The following is an 18,220-nucleotide window of genomic DNA, read 5'->3' as shown; positions in this document are numbered from 1 at the left end:
GATTTTGAAATCGGATACACATGATTTATTTTGTTCAACATTGATTATTTTTGTTATTCTTTCTCTCTGCGATAAGCTAAGGGGCTAATTCCTGTAATTTTTTTAAAAATACGACTGAAATGTTCTGGATTAACGTACCCCACTTGCTCAGATACCTCATATATTTTCATTCCGCTCTCCAGCCCCTTTTTAGCCTTCTCAATTCGTAGATTCGTCAGAAACTGAATAAAATTAACACCAATTTCTTTGGAAAACTGTTTGCTTAAATAGCTCTCGCTTACACCGACAATCTGACTAATATTCGACAAATGAACATCTTCATTAAAGTTTTTCTCTAATAGCTCTTTCGTTTTAGCGACAACAGGGCTAAGGAATGATTCCTTCGGTTGGTCTTTCGGATGCAGCTTTTGATGCAGTTGATCCAAGAACAGTCGGCACCAATGCACCGTATTCTCCCAGGTTTCCTGCTTATAAATATGATCCGTAATGGGATAAGGCAGCTGATCATGAAGCTTTTCCCAAGAAACGCCTTTTTGATAAATTAATGCGCTTGCCTCCCAGATCATATCGACTACATCTGATTTGATATGCTCAGGAGAACAAGGGTATCGCTGAATCAACAGGTTACAGCAGTGTTCATATACCACCTGCCATTTCGTTAAATCCGGATCACTTAATGACTTCAGCATTTCGGTCCTACCCAAATACCATGCTTCCTTCCAATCATTTTCCTTAATAGATGAACGCCTTTCAGCTTCCGGATAATATAATCGGTTGTACCCTTGGTAGAAACTCAAACCAGCTAATCGTTCAGCTTGGCGGAATAAACGGTTCCACTGCTGGTGACCATCCACAATATCACTAATGCCCATAGACAGCTTCAAATTAATGAATTGCTTTAGTCTCATGCTAACTTCAGACAAGATGATGTCTGTCAATCTACGAATGGCAATGATGCTGCATTGCTCTGGAAAAGAGAAGAACAAAACATAATGCCTATCATCATATCTGCACACTTTGCAGATCCCTTCATTTCTACTGCGGTTCGTTACCGTTCGAATCGTCTGCATAATCATACGGTGTGAATCTTCAAACTGAACGGTATCCGATAACCTAATAAGCGCAACCTCCAGATTCTTCTCCCCCATATGCTTTCGCACAAGCTCCAACGAAGAAGAAACTGCCTCATCATTCGTTGATTCGAAGGAATCTGCTAAGCAGAGCCGGTGCAGAACTGAACAGATCGAGGTTTCTACGTCCTCTAAGATTGATTCTGATCTTGAGGAGCTCTGCCGCCGTTTCAATTCATCCACAGTCTTAGTCAGGACCGGTGCAATATAGGATTCATCTAACTTCGCTTTAACAATGTAATCAAAGGCACCGAGCACAAAGGAATCCCTTACAAAAGAATAATCTCCATACGCACTTAACATGATGGTTAGCGGTTGATTCGAAAAGGTAGTGTTATTTAGTGCTTCAAGCAGTTCTACTCCATTCATATTAGGCATCTGAATATCCGCCAGAACTAGATCCACATCCGGATGGCTTTTCAGCATACTTAATGCCTCCTTGCCATCTCCTGCTTCCCCTGCAATCTCAAAATCGTTCGAAGCGATGGATATATACTCCCGAAGGGCTAACCTAGCTAATGGTTCATCATCAACAATGAGAGCTTTAAATTTCATTATAAATCCCTCCATAATTGATCTATAGGACTACTTCAAAGCCTGAACCGCTCTCTCCCAATCATCATTAAGTTTCTCTTGAATATCGGACACGTCAGCACCTGAGAATATTTCTTGTGCAGCCTTCTTTTCATCGAACTGGATAGCATTTTTCACTTTTTCAAACTTCTCATCGATCCCTAGGTACATAAACGGCTCAAAGGGGTGATTCTCTTTAACATTGTTGAAGAAAGGCAGGAACGATTCGATATTGATCACTGTCGATGAATTTTGCGAATAATTAATATACACTTGGTATACATCCCGGCTAAATACCCATTCCAAGAATGCTTTAACTTCTTCCGTATTGTTTGAATTTTTATTAATGGCCATATATTGATCTGGCATAGTGATTGCCTGCAAACGCTCTGAAGTTGTCTCTCTCCAGGGCATTGTGAATGCATCTAAATCTTTATCATCTTTCATTTTGGACAAATGATCTCTAAGGTACCACTGACCCAGTGCAAGCATGGCCGCTTTATTATTCTGAAACAGCTGAGTAGCCTGATCCACACCGATACTAAGCGCATCGGGTCCGGCAAGTTCATTCTCTGCTATTTTCTTGATCATCTCTGCTGCCTTCTCGAATGGAGAACCTTTTCCGAAAGGACGATTCGTCTGTGCGATTGAGGATAAATAATTCGCATCCTTGGATAAGAGAGGCGGCCCGAACTCCGTGAAAGGATAGAACGTCCAATCATCTTTCCCGCCAATTGCAATCGGAATATATTTGCCATGCGCTTTAATCTTCATCATTACGTCCATAAATTCGTCTATCGTTTGTGGAATCTCTACACCGACCTCTTGAAATATACTTGGATGGAAGTATACATATTCAGAGAATGATACAAGAGGTAAACCAAGAATAGAATGATCTAGTTTAGCGGGATATTTATTGTTTTTTGCTGCGGTTAATCCATCCAGCGGAAGAAGTACTGCTTTGTAAGTGAGCAGGTCATCTGGCTTCAGATAAAAAATATCCGGTAAATCATTTGCTGCTAAACGAACCTTTAAATACTGACCGCTATTATCGGGAATCGTCTCAACCTCAACCGTTACATTGGGCTTAATTTTAGAGTAATCTCTTACCTTTTCCGTCCAAAATTTGATATCCGTCTTCGTTTCCCACATGCCGAATTTTATTTTAATCGGTTGATCCTGATTCACCTTTCCCTGTTCCTGTTCTATGGCCCCTCCTTTGGGCATGAACTTACTTAAAGAGAAGAAGCCGCCTATAAAAATAAGAGAAATGATCCCAATCAAGGACACACGGAGTATTATTTTCACGTTTACTAATCACAGCCTTCGAAAAAAAGTTTATACCATCATACCTCCTCTGAAGTCACACATGAATGATGTTTTCCCTCTGGACTATGATCTTTTATGATCCTCTGCAGCATTTTTCTTCATCCTCCTTCGCCTAACCATTGATCCTGTATCTCTTCCTCCGGGGTGTCAATTAACGGCAGTCTTATCGACACTATCGTACCCTGAGGTTTATTCTTCTCGTACTTTAAACCGTAACGCGTCCCGTAATGCAGCTGGATTCGCTTATTAACATTACTGTTTCCCATACCACTGAAAGAAAGCTGATGACGTATCCCCTCACTGTCATACTCCTGAGCATCCATATCCAACATACCTACACCATTATCGGCTATGATTATCAGAAGATCTTCCGCTTGTTTGCTCACTATGATCTGAATGATACCAGGGTAGTCAACATTTTTTAGTCCATGAATAATACTGTTTTCTAAAATAGGTTGTAGTAGTAATTTCAATAGATAATAACCCGCTAAATCCTCATCTACTTCCCATCTCGTTTGAATCGGTCTACCAAAACGAATCTCCATGATATACAAATAATGCTTTAAATGATCTATTTCCTCATCAATCCTAGTCAGTATTCCACCTCGATTAAAAGAAGAAGCCAGAAGACGAGTTAGCGCATGTGTCATATTCCGTATGTTATCTGCTTTACTGATTAAAGCCATAAACTTGATTGAATTTAGCGTATTGATTAAAAAGTGTGGATTAATCTGCGACTGAAGTGCTGCAAACTCTGCCATTCTCTTCTCCATTTCTTGTCTTTCGTGATCACGCAACAGATCCTGAATACGCTCCGTCATGTGATTAAAAGAATGCCCAAGCTTAATTAACTCCAGGCTACCGGTTCTCATAAATTTAGCGTTTAAATCCCCTTCAGTAACTAGATCCATTTGCCGAAGAAGCTCATTGAGCGGTTTAGTAACATTCGATACAAAGTAAAATGAAACAAGTATAAATGCTAAGATGATCATCAATGCAAAGACCCAGACGATATAATTCACACTAAGGTAATTGGCTGTTAGATCAGCATATGGAATAGACTGCACAAGCCACCATCCGGTCTGCTCAATCTTGGCGTAGGTTATCAGATTTCTATCTTCACCGTTAACATCCACAACGTACCCTTTTTCCTCTGGCCCACGATTCTCGAACCAGTGCATTTGGAATTCCCCTCCTCTTGAGGCAAGGGTATTGGATGAGATAATTTGACCTTCCTCGGTGATGATGTAAAGGCTGGATTCCGTATTATCTCGTGACTGCAAAATATGATCAAAAGCACTGCTTTCAAAGGTAAAAAGAATCATTTCTAGCTTGGATAAAGGATTGATTACACTGGGAGATAAGGCAGCAACCATATTGTAAGGATTATAGTTACCATATAAAATATTAGGCATCATCCCTAGAAAATGAACGCTATCGGGATTATTCAGCACCTGCTCATACCACGTTTTCTGCCGAAAATAAGAATCATCCAAATTCAAGTTCTTTAAGTACGAATAAGAATTATGATCTTTAAACAGGAAGTTCACCGACAGCACACGTCCTGAGATGGATGCCGTGTACTTCTCTATTAAGACCTTTAGCTCATAATAAGCCTGCTGTTTCTGGACTCCGATCTTTTGATTGATTTCATAAAGCTTTGCCATCACATCCTTGTCCATACCAATCGAAGCAAATAGACCCGTCAACCTCCTAATTTCCTGACTAACGGAATAAGAGATTGCTTGAGCCGTTTGCTGAGATCTTGATGTATTCTGCTGAAGAATATCTCGCTTATAAATATTTAGAATAATGATGGAGAATAAGATGATCGGCAGAATGACTACAAGTATAAAAAAAAGCCTTAATGTGCTAGACATCCGCCAATTTTTTCTCATAAGTTCCCTCCCCTTTAAAAGATAACTTATAAACGCTCACTTCCACCTCACCATCAATATTGAAGAACATATTCCCTTAAATTTGTTCTACTTCCTGCATGGCGACAAAAGTACCCAGAATGTTACACATTCGAAATTACTTCAGAAATAAATCCGAGTTTATTTTCATCTTTCGACATCGCTTACGAGCTGATTCAAAAAAAAAAAGAGCCAACACTATTGTAGAAAGCTCTACTTTAGGATCGGCTCCTTTTGTCATTGAGTTATCTGATGTATTACTAATCGCGTATCATTCCATAATTTATTCTCCATTTCCTTATCTCCACCTGGATGTACGGGCATTATTGGATTGCCTGTTCCAACATTAAAATATCCCCCTGTGGTCTCCTGATATTTTGGATCGATCATTAAACGAATAATGATATCAGCTCCCTTACGTGGATTCCCAATATGAAGAAATTTCAATACCCGTTCAAGCATAGGTGCAAACCATAACTCACGCCCCAAACCTGTTACATTAAAACCAGGATTTAATGCGTGAACAATAACTCCGGTCCCTTTGAATTGGCGAGCAAGTTCAGCGGTAAACATGATATTAAGCAGCTTAGTTTTTCCATAGATCTCTGACGAACCTCTAGCCGAAAAATCTGATGTATTTATCAAATCCTCAGGAAGCTTAAGTTCTCCATGATTGCGTGAAGCTTCAGAAGCTACATTTATAATTCTCGCACTTCCCGCTGCCTTCAATGAATGCTGTAAAGTATGAGTCAATATCCATGGGGCAAAATAATTCACGGCCATCATTTCTGATAAACCTTCAGAAGTGATCCTCTGTTCAAAAGCATGAAGTCCTGCGTTATTTAATAACACGTCTATCTTCGGATATGCATCAGATATTTCTTGCCCTAAACGGCTGACATCCCTCAATAAGGATAAATCCCCGTAGAAAAAATTTATTTCGGCAGCAGGTACGCTTTCCCTTATCAATTTCTCAGTAGCTTCCGCGCGACTTTTACTCCTTGCCGTGAGAACAAGATGAGCCCCACGCGTTGCCATTTCAATGGCAACGCGTTGTCCCAACCCGCTTGTAGCTCCAGTAATTACAATAATCGGCTCTGTCATCATCTTCATTCTCCTTTACAACAAATTGTCGAAAATATATAATTGATATATGTCAACTATATGCAGATGATTGATATATGTCAACTAATTAATAATAGGAAACTTTTTCATAAAAATCTAGGTTAGGTGGTTAAAACAATGAATGTCGAACGCAAAGATACGTTAAGAGGACAACTGGAGCTAAGTCTCGGTGAACAAATGAATGCCCTTATTAGCGCCGCGCATGCGCTTAATGTCAGAACTGCTGCCTCTTTCGATTCCTCTATACAACCTGCAGCTTTCCATATCGTCCGTTGGCTATATTCCTATGGTCCGACTAGCGCCTCTGCTTTGGCGGAAGCAACAGCTATGGATCGTAGTTCGGTCAGTCGTCTTCTCAAACAGCTTGAGAATTTAGGGTATGTTACAAGGGAAGACTCTCCTAAGGATCGTCGAGCTATCCTTCTTACGCTCACAGATCTTGGACGACAAAAAACCTATCATGCGCTGCAGGATAAGGAGTTCGTATTTTATGAGCGCATAGCGCAATGGGATAATCAGCAGCTTGAAACCTTTACCCAAATGCTTAAGGAATTCAATGGATTTTAGCCGCCTTACTGTGCTCTGAAGTTAAATTTCATTTGCATAAAACAATTAATTTTGTTAGTATAACTGACGAACGTTCGTTAATATCGAGGTGATTTTTTTGAAAAGAAAAGAAATTAAAGACATCGCTTTGAAATGTTTCACAACTCATGGGTATGAGGGAGCCTCTCTATCACAAATTGCCGAGTTGGTCGGGATGAAAAAACAATCTCTTTATGCTCATTTCAAAGGGAAGGATGATCTTTTCCTGCAAGTTTTACAAGATGCCAAAGAGACAGAAATCTCCTCGAAACTACAATATTTGAGTAAAGTGGGTACCCAAAATCCTAAAACAGATTTATTAGGATATCTGCAATTGGTAATCGACTTATTCCAAAAGAACGAGCAGTTAAAATTTTGGCTGCGTATGACTTTTTTCCCACCTCCCCATCTTGCTAAAGCAATTGATGAAGAAGTGATCGATACGGAAAAAAGGATTCAAACTGCATTAGAAAGTAAATTCCAAGCTTGGATCGATGCCAAAGTCATCGTGGAAGATGCAGCCTCCATCCCTACTCTTGCCTTCCTGGGTGTAGTAGATTCGATCATGCTAGAGCTTGTGTATGGCAATAATGAAATCCGTTTAAATGAAAAACTAAATGCCTCTTGGACTGTATTTTGGAGAGGTATTTCACAGCTGTGATTCTACAAAGAGAGGTATTACTTCATGAAGAAACCATTGAAAGAACAAAAAACAGTCTTACTCATTCTGCTAAGTAATATATTCATTGTTTTTCTAGGCGTTGGGCTTATCGTCCCTGTTATGCCATCCTTTATGAACATTATGCATTTGTCAGGCAAGACGATGGGGTATCTTGTAGCAGCTTTTGCGTTCGCACAACTCCTCATGTCTCCTCTAGCAGGGCGATGGATTGATACTTACGGCAGAAAAAAAATGATCGTTATCGGCTTAGTACTCTTTAGTGCATCGGAATTGATCTTTGGTTTAGGCACACATGTTTCCGTTCTTTATATCGCCAGAATTCTTGGAGGGATTGCTGGTGCATTCATTATGCCTGCCGTCACTGCCTATGTTGCGGATATCACCTCAGTAGAGGAAAGACCTAAGGCAATGGGTTATGTTTCTGCCGCCATTAGTATCGGTTTTATTATTGGCCCAGGAATCGGAGGCTTTATTACTGAACTAGGTATACGTGCTCCATTCTATTTTGCTGCTGGCTTCGCCTTAATCACTTGTATTTCGTCGATATTTATTCTGAAAGAGCCACTGTCCAAAGAGCAGCTTTTGGAAATCAGTAAACTTAAAAAAGACACCAACTTTATCAGTGATCTGAAACGCTCGTTTCATCCAGCATATATTATTGCGTTTATTATAGTGTTTGTCCTCGCCTTTGGCTTATCGGCATATGAAACTGTATTTAGTCTATTTTCTGATCATAAATTTGGCTTCACTCCACGAGATATTGCAACCATCATTACAATAAGCTCAATCTTCGGGGTGGTTGTGCAGGTCTTTTTATTCGGTAAAATGGTAGATAAGCTCGGTGAAAAAAAGCTCATTCAACTCTGCTTAATTGCTGGCGTAGCCTTAGCGGTAGCCTCCACCATGATCAATAACTATTTAACTGTTCTACTAGTAACCTGCTTCATCTTTCTCGCGTTTGACCTGCTCCGTCCAGCATTAACGACCTATTTATCAAAAACTGCTGAAAAAGAGCAAGGCTTTGTCGCAGGAATGAACTCAACCTATACTAGCCTCGGCAATATCATCGGACCTGCATTAGGCGGAGTATTATTTGATGTAAACATCAACTATCCGTATCTCTTTGCGGCTGTCATAATGTTTATTGGCCTTGTTATTACAATGGTATGGAAAGAAAAACAATCCGCTAAAGGATTGGTAAACTGAGTTGAGGAACAAATCCAAATAGCGAATAGTAAGAAAACAGCTCGCCCTCTATGAGGACACGAGCTGCTCAGGCTGTCGAGAATGTCTCGACAGCCTTCTTTATATCTACTCATTTACAGTCTTCACCACGTAACTTATCCCAGTACCATGGATTTCTATTTGCTTGAGGATAATTCTTTAACCTAGAATGGATTGATCACATGGAAAAAGACGTTAGGCGACGCCATGCGGTAATAATAACTGCACCAGCCTGCACCTTTGTCGGTGAAGCGGTTCGTCGTGCTATACAGCAATCGTTCCTGCTCCAGCTCCTCAATCCGCTCGAGCTTTCCGTCCGCATATTCTAGCAGCCTCATGCTTGCTGTATCCAACCGGCTTATGACGCCGCCGTAACGAATATCGAGCACCTCCCAACCGAACGGTTTGAACATCGATAGCCATTGCTTCCGGTGTGCGACCCTAAGCTTTTGCACAGCCTGTGAGATTTCAGGCAAAATGTCCTCAGCAATCCGCCTAAGCATTGCCTTGTCGCCACTGTCATAAGCCCTCTTCAGCTCAAGTCCGATTTCGCTCTTCTGCTTCAGTACCGCACAAAGCTTTTGCGGCACCTCGAACAAGTAATCTAGCTCTGCCTCAGCTTTTCTACGGCTAGCAATTTCGCCTTCCGCCCATTCATAATGAGCCGCCATATCTAACCCATCAATCTGTTTGTCGAACAGCCCCAGCAGTACATCCTGATACAACAGAAACTTAGATGGATTGCTCTGCTTCTGATTATTCGGTGCAGCTCCCGGTGTCTCGTCTAAATACTTCAGCCCCATGTAAGCATCCGCTTCGATGCCGGTGCAGAACCTAACGCGCTCGGCCAGCGTCTCGTCAGTCGGCGTGGACGTTGAATAGGCATGTTCCGCATAAAACTGCAAGCCGAGCAAAGCGATGTATGGATTGCTCTCCATTCCGTCGTCCCCCCACATCGTCGCATAAACTTCGCGGATGCCTTCCTTCTTGCATACCGTCAGCGCTGCATCCGTCGCCGGCAAGGATAGCCCGTAATTGACACCGAACGTATTGAACACCCATACCGCACCCGCAAAAATAAGATTATTGCCGAGCGGCCGGTGTTTGGCGATCAATGTTTCGTAGTCCTTCTCTTCGACGTGGTTATAGTCCCAGTAAACCATATCTATGTCCTTAGGAATACGACTCGTCATGTCCTCTGGGATTTGCGTCTCATGGCCGTAATAATCTTCACCATTTGCTGAAGCCAGCTTCAGGAACATATCGCTCCACATCATCGGTTTTAACCCTAAGCGTCGAGTTACCGCGAGCACCCGCTCCAGATGGCCTGTCATAATATCAAAACGGCTCATATGTCCATTGCGATCCAAAAATTTACCGCGTCCAAGCTCTTCCGCTTCATCCATACCGATGTGGATTTTCCGGCTGCGAAACGGCGCGCTAATGCTGACAATCATATTTTCGACCAGACGATCGGTCTTCTCTGCTCCAACCAGCAACGCACCTTTTGTATCTTTATATTCCTTTACCGGCTCCCATTTCAGAAACTCCTCCAAATGAGCCAGTGTCTGAATGCTCGGGAACGCTTCAATGCCGAATTGATCGGCGTAATCGTCGATTTCCTTCAACTCCGTCACCGAGTAACGGCCACGCATGTAGCCGAAATAAGGCTCGCCTTCTATCTCGTAAGTGTCTTCCAAATAGAGCATGACGCTATTCAAGCCCATCAACGCCATTTTGCGCAGCATAAACTTGAAGCTTTCAACGGTTAGCACTCCATTGCGCGACAAATCAAACATCGGACCTATCGCATCGAATTGTTGTTGCTCTGTAATTTGAAATTGCTCTCCGCCACTAATCTTCTGAATCAACAGTCCCAAGCCGCGAAAAAATTGATGTTTAGCGCTGTAACGAATATAAGCACTTTTACCATCATAGCCAACTTCCAGTTTTCCTGAAGACGGTTCTATCAACACAGGAATTCCGTCCTCCGACCATTCTGACTTAAGTTCGGCAAGCAGCAACTGAAGCCCTGATTGAAGCTCGCTCAATTCTCCTATAAAATGTAACTTCACTGTCAATCCCTCCACAAGAATGAAATATGTATAAGATTACACTAAAAACTCGATCAAGGGTGTTAACCTTTGACCGAGCCTGCAACCATGCCTTTCATAATCTGCTCTTGGAAGATCAAAAAGATGACGATGGTTGGTATTGCAGCAATAAACATCGCGCCCATCGTTAAGCTGTAGTCCGTTCCGAATCCGTCGGAGAAGAGCGACAAGCTGAGGGGCAGCGTCTTCAACGCTTGAGAATTAATAAAGACGAGCGCGAAGGAGAAATCATTCCAAAACCTCAAAAATGCAAGAATTGTAATCGTAGCCACGATCGGTAGGGACAATGGGAAAATGATACGACCGAAGATTCCCCACCAACCATTACCGTCGATCATCGCTGCTTCCTCTACTTCTCTCGGAATAGATACGATGTAAGCCATTCCGAGGAAGATTGCAATTGGTAATTCAAATGCCGTATAAGGCAGGATGAGTGACCAGTAAGTATTCAGCATCCCGAGCTTGTTCATGAAAATAAACAATGGAACGAGTGTGCTATGAATTGGAATGAGCATGCCGAGCAAGAACAATCCTTTTACAGCTCCGCTCAATTTGAATGGGAACCGGGCAAGCACATAAGCTGCAAGCATGCCGAGTACAATGGTCAGCAGCAGTGCTGAGAGAGTAACAATTGTGGAGTTGAGCACCGCCCGGCCCATATTCCCGAGATCCCATGCCCGGGTTATATTGTCGAACTGCCAATGCTGCGGCCAGGAATAGGGACGATTGAAAAATTCCTGATTCGACTTGAATGCACTTATTCCTAACCAGTATAGCGGATACAATGTAATTATGGCATAAAATAACAGGATGATTTTCGCAATTCCGGAAATCGGCTTACGCCAAAGCGAGCCTCTCATCTTCTCCGACCGAGCGTTTATCATTGCTTGCATAGTGATTCACTCCTTCATCGGCCGGGCTAACATTAGCCGACCGCCCATTACCCGCGTCTCTTCGTGATGATATGATTTAGGCCAATGAGCACGGCGCTAATCAGAATAATCATTGTGGATACCGCAGAGCCGTAGCCGTATCGGTATACCGTAAAGGTGTTATTGTACATATATGTGGCGAGCAATTCTGTAGATTGTGCAGGTCCGCCACGCGTCATAACGATAACATGGTCGAAAGCCTTCAAACTACCAGATATGCACAGTACGATAGTTACAACAACTGTTCCCCAAATCATCGGGAGCGTCACAAAAAATAGCTTCCTCCAGCCAATCGCCCCGTCGATCTTCGAAGCATCATCAATTTCTGAAGAAATATTTTGAAGTGCTGCGATAAAAATGATAAGATACGGGCCGATATTCGCCCAGTTAATCGGAATCGATACAGCAAACATATTGATTTTAGGATCGTCTAGCCAAGATCGACTCCAAGATTCCAGTCCCAGCGTCTCCAATAATTGATTCAACAAACCGATTTGCGGGTGATAAATATAGCCCCAGATGAGACCGACGACGACTGTAGACAGCACCATCGGGAGAAATACGGCGGAGCGCATCAGCCGATTGAACATCGTGTTCTTGAGCAGGAGCAATGACAGCAGTAAAGCGACCGATACTTGACCTATTACTGCCGAAACAACAAGGATCAGGTTGTTTTTCAGCGCTCTCCAGAATACCGGATCCTCTAGGATCATTCGATAATTATCCAACCCGATAAGCTTAGCAGCACCGAGTCCCTTCCACTCAAAGAAACCGTAGTAAGCTGACCAAAAAATCGGGACGATCGCAAAGACGATAAAGATGAGTAGTGCAGGAAGCAGCGCCATGATGACGAAGCTTCTGCTGCGCAATGATGCAGGCATGGCGACAGCCTCCTTTACGTACTTTTGTCTGATTACTTTTTAGTCGAACGCGCTTGCGCATCCTGCAGTTTTTTAGCTACATCCTCCGGCTTACCGCCCATCATAAGCTCTTGAAGACCGTTGTTGATCACCTCTCCTGCTTCAGCAGATAAATAGGCGTCATATACCGGCGTAATTTCAGAATTCACAGCCAATTCATAAGCTTTGAAGTAAAGCGGACTTACTTTCGACTTATCCAGTTCTACTTTGTACATAACCATCGAGTTGCTTTCTGCGATCGCCTTTTGGCCGTCCGGTCCGCTTACTGCGTAGATCAGATCAAGCGCTGCCTGCTTCTGTGCGCCTTTTGTATTTTTGTTAAGCGCGAAGCCAGCGCCTGCGCCACCGGAAATCGTATTCGGTTTGCCTGCTCCACCTTCTATGCCAGGCATTGTTGTGACTTCGATAGGTGCCAACTGCTCAGGAGTTGCGGATGCTGCAAGATTCGTAAGCGACCATGCGCCGTTAATCATCATAGCTGCCTTGCCTTGAATGAAGTATTGCTCTGCTTGTGTGTTGTCGATGCTGTTTGCGCCATCTTGAAACGCTTTATTATCAACGAGCTCTTTGTACTTGCCCAAAGCGTCAATGAACACAGGATCTGTAAAAGACGCTCCATCTTGAGCTGCAGCTTTCAGGAACCATTCCGTGCCTGTCACGCGGTCAGCCAACGAACCGATAATCGTCGATTGTGCAACCCATGGCGCTTTATTGCCGAGGGCAATCGGCGTAATGCCGTTGTCGTTGAACGTTTTAATTGCAGTCATCATCTCTTCCCAAGTAGTCGGCACCTTTACACTGTGCTTCTCGAAAAGATCTTTGTTATAGTACATGAAGGAAGTTGCTGACATCCCGAGCGGCGCTGTGAAAATTTGTCCTTTTTCAAACTCATAGCGGTCGAATGCCCCTGCCAAGAAACTGTTCTTCCATTCTGGATATTTATCCATCAGCTCTGTAATCGGTTGAAGCTTGCCGGCATCATAGAACTCTTGGGATTGGCTGCCCGCATAAACGAAAAATACGTCTGGCATTTCATTTGCCGCAGCCACTGTGCTTAGGCGTTGACGATAACCGTCAACCGGGATCGCTTGCGCGTCTACTTCAACGTCTGGATGTTCCTCTTTATACTTGTCGATCAGGTCTCTAACCGCTTTGGCACGAAGGTCGTCACCCGCGAAGTTATGCCATATTGAAATTTTCGTCTTTTCTTCAGAGCCTTTGTTCCCTTCTTTGCTCTGCTCTTTGTTTCCGCTATTGTTGCAAGCGGTTGCCAAAAGGGCAATCATCAAGATAATTGTCGTTACAAACGCAAGTCTCTTCTTCATTCAAATATTCCCCCTTTAGTAATAACCCTAGTATAGATAAGACAGACGATAAGTCGTAGGGGGGATAATTAAGCGCTTACGGGGGATATTTTCACCTTCGTCAATTCATCTTGATCGATATTGCGAAGGGGTTTCGCCACTGTACCGCTTAAAAAGCTGGTTAAAATGCTTCATATCCTCGTAACCTACCCGCCTAGCGATCTCGCTTACCTTCGCCGGCGTTTCCTTCAACAAACGGCTAGCCCATTCCATTCTCGCTTCCGTTACATACTCAATATAGTTTTTACCTGTTTCCTGTTTAAACAGCTTGCTAAAATAGTTTGGATTCATATGTACGCTTGCCGCTACCTGCGCCAAAGACAAGCTGTCAGCAAGATGCTCGCGTATATAGGCTACAGTTCGGTCAATGGCTTCATTCCTGCTGCCGTTTAATCGTTCATACTGTGCATGGATGGCAAGCAGCATCTGCTGCAATGTTTCTTCTGGATTCGCAGTAAGCAGCTTCATATCCAGCATTTCAAGCTGCGGAAGCTTCGGCATTGATTGACCCACGGATGCCGCTGCACGCTCTAACCAGCGGTACCCACCAACGATCAACGAATGCAAATACGCTTGAACGGAACTAGGCGTCGCTTCCGTATCCTGCCTAATGCTCGCCAGTTCATCTTTTATCCACTGCTGTACGACTTCTCGGCTCCCACTTCTCAGAACGGCGGTCAACTTACTCTCCACTTCTTCCGTACAAACGGTCCGCATTCCTTTCCGGTCTTTAATATCCTCATAGGCCAGCATTCTTGCTTCCTCTGCTAACCAGCGGTACGAGGCGGTTTGTTCGGCGGTGCGAAGTGACTCCCTCAGTTCTACCACGTTGCTGGCCCATACACCGCATGCGCCAAAAAAAGGCTGGCTATAAACGCGTTCCGCCCGCTCCATCGACGCCTTAACCAATCGCTTCGCACCCGGCTGCCCCCTGCGGAAAATAAGCAGCCATCCACAATCCCAATCCAGAATGACGCAGCCAAGTGAATCTCTAATCATCGTAGCCGCCTCATTCATTTCCCCTTCCTTCTCCTCCTTCATGGTCAGCGGAGACGCAGATGTAACTAGCCATAGCTCTAGCTTCTCCATATCCGATCCGAGCCTTAGCTCAGGATAATAGATCAACAGTTCCTCACTTTCACGCTCCGTCAGGAGATTGTCCCCGCGAAGAAAGCGATCTAGCTGCTTCCAGCGGAATGCCGTTTGATGGATGGCGCCTTGATGATCAGCCTCACGTCTGCTGACGATACGCTGCTTCACGCGCATAACCGCAGTCATAATATCGCCAGGACGGCTATTTTTAAGCAAATAATCACTTATTCCTTCCCGCATCGCTTGCTGTGCATATGCAAAATCATCGAATCCAGACAATATAATAATTTCAATGTAAGGAAAATCCCGCTTAACCTCGCGAGACAATTCCAATCCCGTCATACCCGTCATCCGAATATCGGTTAAAATGATGTCAGGATACTCTAACGGAATGCGCATCAGTGCTTCCTCCCCGGAAGCGGCCGGCGCGAGCAGCTCAATGCCATTCTCTTCCCATTTAATTACCGTGCTAAGACCGGTCCTAATAATGACTTCGTCATCTACTATCAAAAGCTTCATGTGCAGATTCTCCTTCTCTCCCACAAAGATTGCAGCTTATTAGATTTCTGATTGGAGCGGTATAATCGTAAAACTAACTTTAGTGCCGCTTCCTTCTACGCTTTCGATCCGTAAACCGGCTTCATGCCCGTAATGAAGCTGTAGCCGATTATGCACGTTGCGCAATCCGTAGCTGCTGCCTGCCGAGTCATTATTCTTCAGCGGATCAATGCCCAAGTTTGCATTTATCTTCTCTCTCAGCAACTCCAATCTTTCCCTGCTCATGCCAACACCGTCATCCTGAACGATAAACGTTATACGCTCTCCCGCTGACATCGCTTTCACGACAATGCTCCCTTTACCTTCTCTTTTCAAAATACCATGAATCATCGCATTTTCAATTAGCGGCTGGAGCAGCAGCTTCAGCATTCTCAGATCCAGCAGCTCCGTCGGTATATCCGCCTCGTAATCAAATTTATCTGGATATCGAATGGACTGAATCTTCACATAATGATCTACATGCAAAATTTCTTGGCTGATTGCACAATATTCCTGTCCTTTATTTAAGCTGAAACGAAGAAAATCACTCAATGAACCTACCATATCTGCGATTTTTTCTTCTCCCTTCATTAGCGCCATCCAGTGGACTGAAGATAATGTATTGTATAGAAAATGCGGATTGATCTGCGCTTGAAGCGCCGACATATCCGCTTCCTTCTTCAACGCTTCGCTCAGCTTCACCTCATCGGTTAGATTAATAATTCGCGAGCTCATCCGATTATAGCTAATAATCAGTTGTCCAACCTCATCGATCGATGTGACGGGCAGCGTCGGCAGCGGCTCATCCGGGCTGGAATTCCTAAGAAACTTCGTTAATGCAGACAACGGCTTCGTCACCTTTTGAATAAGTACAAGGACGAACGCTATAACAAAGAGCATAGAAATGCTGACTGCAATTGCAGTTAACGTTAAAAAATACTGGTTCTGCGCTCTGTAAGCTTTTGCCGGAATGATCCCTACAAGCCTCCAGTTAACATTCGGCATCTGGTAGTACAGTACTGTACTCCGCTCCTCTGCTTCTCCGTAATCGAACGACCCCGACTTGCTCTTGAAATCAACTATTCCGGGAAAATAATCGTTCAAGCTCTTGTTAGTCGCGTACCCTTCCGGTCCAGCCAATATCCGGTTTTGTCCGTCCAACAGCAGGGCGACGCCTTCACCCTCTAGTCCAGCTTGCTTTAAATGGCTAGAGATAACCGATTGTGTCAGGCTAATTTTAAGCATGCCGATTTTGTAATATTTTGATGTGCTGCGAATCGGCCGCGACATCGTAATGACATCCTCTTTACCGTCCGACGTAACGAAATGATGCACCGGAGACCACCACTTGGGATATTCCTCATAATAACCGGGATACTCGCTCTGAATATCGGTCCATTCTGATTCGAGGACGGATCTGAAGGAAACAGACGGCTTATTATCTTCATTCGATTCGATCATGACATTGGCGATATATGGTTTGGAAATCGATAATGTTGTAAGTAAATTAACGATCGAGGTTTGCTTCAGCAAATCATGTTCCGGTGTTTTCAAATAGCTTTGGACATCAGGGTGGCCGATAAGGAATAGGGATAGATTCTCAACATCGCTTACCATATTTTCTAAATAGGCCCCAATTTGCCGAAGCGTATTCATGCCGGAGCTCTTCGCTTTCTCCTCCGTTAAGCTTTCAGCAATATAATAGGAGAACAGTCCCAGAGACAACACCGGTACCAATACCGAAATAATAAACAACAAACTCAGCTTCTGCTTTAACGATTTACCCAACCAGTTTTCCATCGAATCCTCCGTTCAGAGTGCCTTTATGCTCAGTAGCTAAATTGTAGCTTTCATTACATCCCAGAAGAGATGTTTGCGCTTCCATAATAACCTAAGTCGCACGTCCCGACTAGAGTCTATTGTTGAGTTGATGAAGCATTGCCTGTTCTTGAGATGCAGATTATCATAACCTCCGTCTGGGAGAAAGAACTGGATCTTGCCTCAACACAAAAAAAATAGACCGCCCTCTCGCAAAAGATGCGGTCTATTTCTGCCCGTAATACCTGAAAGCTTCCCCACGTTGCAAACAGCAAAAAAAACGGCATTTCTGCCGTTTCTAATACTAAACCTTGATGGTCTTCCAGCAAAGCTCAATAATTTGTTGAATTTGAGGTTGCTCCAGTTTATACTCCCCCGCTAGATACCCTTTGATAACAGAGGTTATCATACCATATAAGAGCTGGATCAGGATGATCGGGTCCATTTCTTTAATCATCCCTTGCTGTTGACCTTCCCTGATTACAGAAAAGGCCTCAATAACCGAAGGATCCTGTGCGTTGCGAATTTCTTCGGCGATATAAGGTGAATAGCTATAGTTCTCCAAGAACGTTAATTCATCCGGGAAATTCAATGCATAATGCGCCTGATTCCATAAAAGCATTTTGAGTCTTACATAAATCGTCTGACCGGCGTCGTATTGTTTCAATACCTCTTCGCTCCGATGAATGCGAACGATATTAAACAATTCATTTACAAGCTGCTCTTTATCCTTGAAATAATGATATACCGTGCTAGAGCCGACATTGGCTTGTTGAAATATTTTGGCAAATGTAACGGATTGAAGCCCGTCTTTATTAATTAGAAATAATGTCGCTTTTAAAATATCTTCCCGCTTACCCACCCTGTCACCTTCTTATA

At 43.5% G+C, this 18,220-nt stretch carries 14 protein-coding genes; 3 read left to right on the top strand and 11 right to left on the bottom strand.

What is annotated here, in order from left to right:
- Positions 1-53: 53 nt before the first annotated feature.
- From R50345_RS09535 to R50345_RS09520, 4 genes are all read right to left on the bottom strand, one after another.
- Positions 54-1,685, bottom strand: a complete 1,632-nt coding sequence (locus R50345_RS09535; RefSeq protein WP_042126042.1) for a response regulator transcription factor — start codon at positions 1,683-1,685, stop codon at positions 54-56.
- Positions 1,686-1,715: 30 nt separating this feature from the next.
- Positions 1,716-2,930, bottom strand: coding sequence for an ABC transporter substrate-binding protein (locus tag R50345_RS09530; RefSeq protein ID WP_042126040.1), 1,215 nt, complete (start codon positions 2,928-2,930; stop codon positions 1,716-1,718).
- A 200-nt stretch (positions 2,931-3,130) separates the two neighbouring features.
- On the bottom strand, positions 3,131-4,930 hold the full coding sequence (locus tag R50345_RS09525) for a cache domain-containing sensor histidine kinase (RefSeq protein ID WP_081954046.1): 1,800 nt from the start codon (positions 4,928-4,930) through the stop codon (positions 3,131-3,133).
- 255 nt (positions 4,931-5,185) lie between these two features.
- Complete coding sequence (locus R50345_RS09520) at positions 5,186-6,055, bottom strand: SDR family NAD(P)-dependent oxidoreductase (RefSeq protein ID WP_042126036.1); 870 nt, start codon at positions 6,053-6,055, stop codon at positions 5,186-5,188.
- Between the two features lie 135 nt (positions 6,056-6,190).
- Between R50345_RS09520 and R50345_RS09515 the strand changes: the two genes are divergently transcribed.
- The 3 genes from R50345_RS09515 to R50345_RS09505 all read left to right on the top strand — a co-directional run bounded on the left by R50345_RS09515 (position 6,191) and on the right by R50345_RS09505 (position 8,546).
- The gene (locus R50345_RS09515; protein ID WP_042126035.1) at positions 6,191-6,640 is read left to right on the top strand and encodes a MarR family winged helix-turn-helix transcriptional regulator; all 450 of its coding nucleotides are present in this window, start codon (positions 6,191-6,193) and stop codon (positions 6,638-6,640) included.
- A 97-nt stretch (positions 6,641-6,737) separates the two neighbouring features.
- Positions 6,738-7,319 carry a TetR/AcrR family transcriptional regulator gene (locus R50345_RS09510; protein WP_042126034.1) on the top strand — a complete coding sequence of 194 codons (582 nt, stop codon included), beginning with the start codon at positions 6,738-6,740 and terminating at the stop codon, positions 7,317-7,319.
- A 24-nt stretch (positions 7,320-7,343) separates the two neighbouring features.
- Positions 7,344-8,546: an MFS transporter gene (locus tag R50345_RS09505; RefSeq protein ID WP_042126032.1), complete on the top strand. Its 1,203-nt coding sequence runs from the start codon at positions 7,344-7,346 to the stop codon at positions 8,544-8,546.
- Positions 8,547-8,728: 182 nt separating this feature from the next.
- On the opposite strand, the gene R50345_RS09500 is transcribed toward R50345_RS09505, so the two are convergent.
- From R50345_RS09500 to R50345_RS09470, 7 genes are all read right to left on the bottom strand, one after another.
- Positions 8,729-10,639 carry a beta-N-acetylhexosaminidase gene (locus tag R50345_RS09500; protein ID WP_042126030.1) on the bottom strand — a complete coding sequence of 637 codons (1,911 nt, stop codon included), beginning with the start codon at positions 10,637-10,639 and terminating at the stop codon, positions 8,729-8,731.
- A gap of 62 nt (positions 10,640-10,701) precedes the next feature.
- Positions 10,702-11,562, bottom strand: coding sequence for a carbohydrate ABC transporter permease (locus R50345_RS09495; protein ID WP_375105376.1), 861 nt, complete (start codon positions 11,560-11,562; stop codon positions 10,702-10,704).
- A 56-nt stretch (positions 11,563-11,618) separates the two neighbouring features.
- On the bottom strand, positions 11,619-12,491 hold the full coding sequence (locus R50345_RS09490) for a carbohydrate ABC transporter permease (protein ID WP_042126026.1): 873 nt from the start codon (positions 12,489-12,491) through the stop codon (positions 11,619-11,621).
- 32 nt (positions 12,492-12,523) lie between these two features.
- Positions 12,524-13,855, bottom strand: a complete 1,332-nt coding sequence (locus tag R50345_RS09485; protein ID WP_042126025.1) for an extracellular solute-binding protein — start codon at positions 13,853-13,855, stop codon at positions 12,524-12,526.
- A gap of 105 nt (positions 13,856-13,960) precedes the next feature.
- Complete coding sequence (locus R50345_RS09480; protein WP_042126023.1) at positions 13,961-15,505, bottom strand: response regulator transcription factor; 1,545 nt, start codon at positions 15,503-15,505, stop codon at positions 13,961-13,963.
- A gap of 39 nt (positions 15,506-15,544) precedes the next feature.
- Positions 15,545-17,323, bottom strand: a complete 1,779-nt coding sequence (locus R50345_RS09475) for a sensor histidine kinase (protein WP_042126021.1) — start codon at positions 17,321-17,323, stop codon at positions 15,545-15,547.
- A gap of 322 nt (positions 17,324-17,645) precedes the next feature.
- Entirely contained in the window at positions 17,646-18,203 is a 558-nt protein-coding gene (locus R50345_RS09470; RefSeq protein ID WP_042126019.1) for a TetR/AcrR family transcriptional regulator, read from the bottom strand.
- Positions 18,204-18,220: the final 17 nt, after the last annotated feature.

The sequence above is a fragment of the Paenibacillus sp. FSL R5-0345 genome (assembly GCF_000758585.1).
Taxonomy (GTDB): domain Bacteria; phylum Bacillota; class Bacilli; order Paenibacillales; family Paenibacillaceae; genus Paenibacillus_AQ.
The sequence above is the reverse complement of the archived record's forward strand: the minus strand, read 5'-3'. Positions and strand labels throughout refer to the sequence as shown.

Excerpts from the sequence above, each read along its gene's own strand:
- R50345_RS09515 (WP_042126035.1), top strand. The coding sequence starts at position 6,191 with ATGAATGTCGAACGCAAAGATACGTTAAGAGGACAACTGGAGCTAAGT.
- R50345_RS09475 (WP_042126021.1), bottom strand. The coding sequence starts at position 17,323 with ATGGAAAACTGGTTGGGTAAATCGTTAAAGCAGAAGCTGAGTTTGTTG.
- R50345_RS09530 (WP_042126040.1), bottom strand. The coding sequence starts at position 2,930 with ATGCCCAAAGGAGGGGCCATAGAACAGGAACAGGGAAAGGTGAATCAG.
- R50345_RS09490 (WP_042126026.1), bottom strand. The coding sequence starts at position 12,491 with ATGCCTGCATCATTGCGCAGCAGAAGCTTCGTCATCATGGCGCTGCTT.
- R50345_RS09525 (WP_081954046.1), bottom strand. The coding sequence starts at position 4,930 with ATGAGAAAAAATTGGCGGATGTCTAGCACATTAAGGCTTTTTTTTATA.
- R50345_RS09485 (WP_042126025.1), bottom strand. The coding sequence starts at position 13,855 with ATGAAGAAGAGACTTGCGTTTGTAACGACAATTATCTTGATGATTGCC.
- R50345_RS09495 (WP_375105376.1), bottom strand. The coding sequence starts at position 11,562 with ATGATAAACGCTCGGTCGGAGAAGATGAGAGGCTCGCTTTGGCGTAAG.
- R50345_RS09520 (WP_042126036.1), bottom strand. The coding sequence starts at position 6,055 with ATGATGACAGAGCCGATTATTGTAATTACTGGAGCTACAAGCGGGTTG.
- R50345_RS09480 (WP_042126023.1), bottom strand. The coding sequence starts at position 15,505 with ATGAAGCTTTTGATAGTAGATGACGAAGTCATTATTAGGACCGGTCTT.
- R50345_RS09535 (WP_042126042.1), bottom strand. The coding sequence starts at position 1,685 with ATGAAATTTAAAGCTCTCATTGTTGATGATGAACCATTAGCTAGGTTA.
- R50345_RS09505 (WP_042126032.1), top strand. The coding sequence starts at position 7,344 with ATGAAGAAACCATTGAAAGAACAAAAAACAGTCTTACTCATTCTGCTA.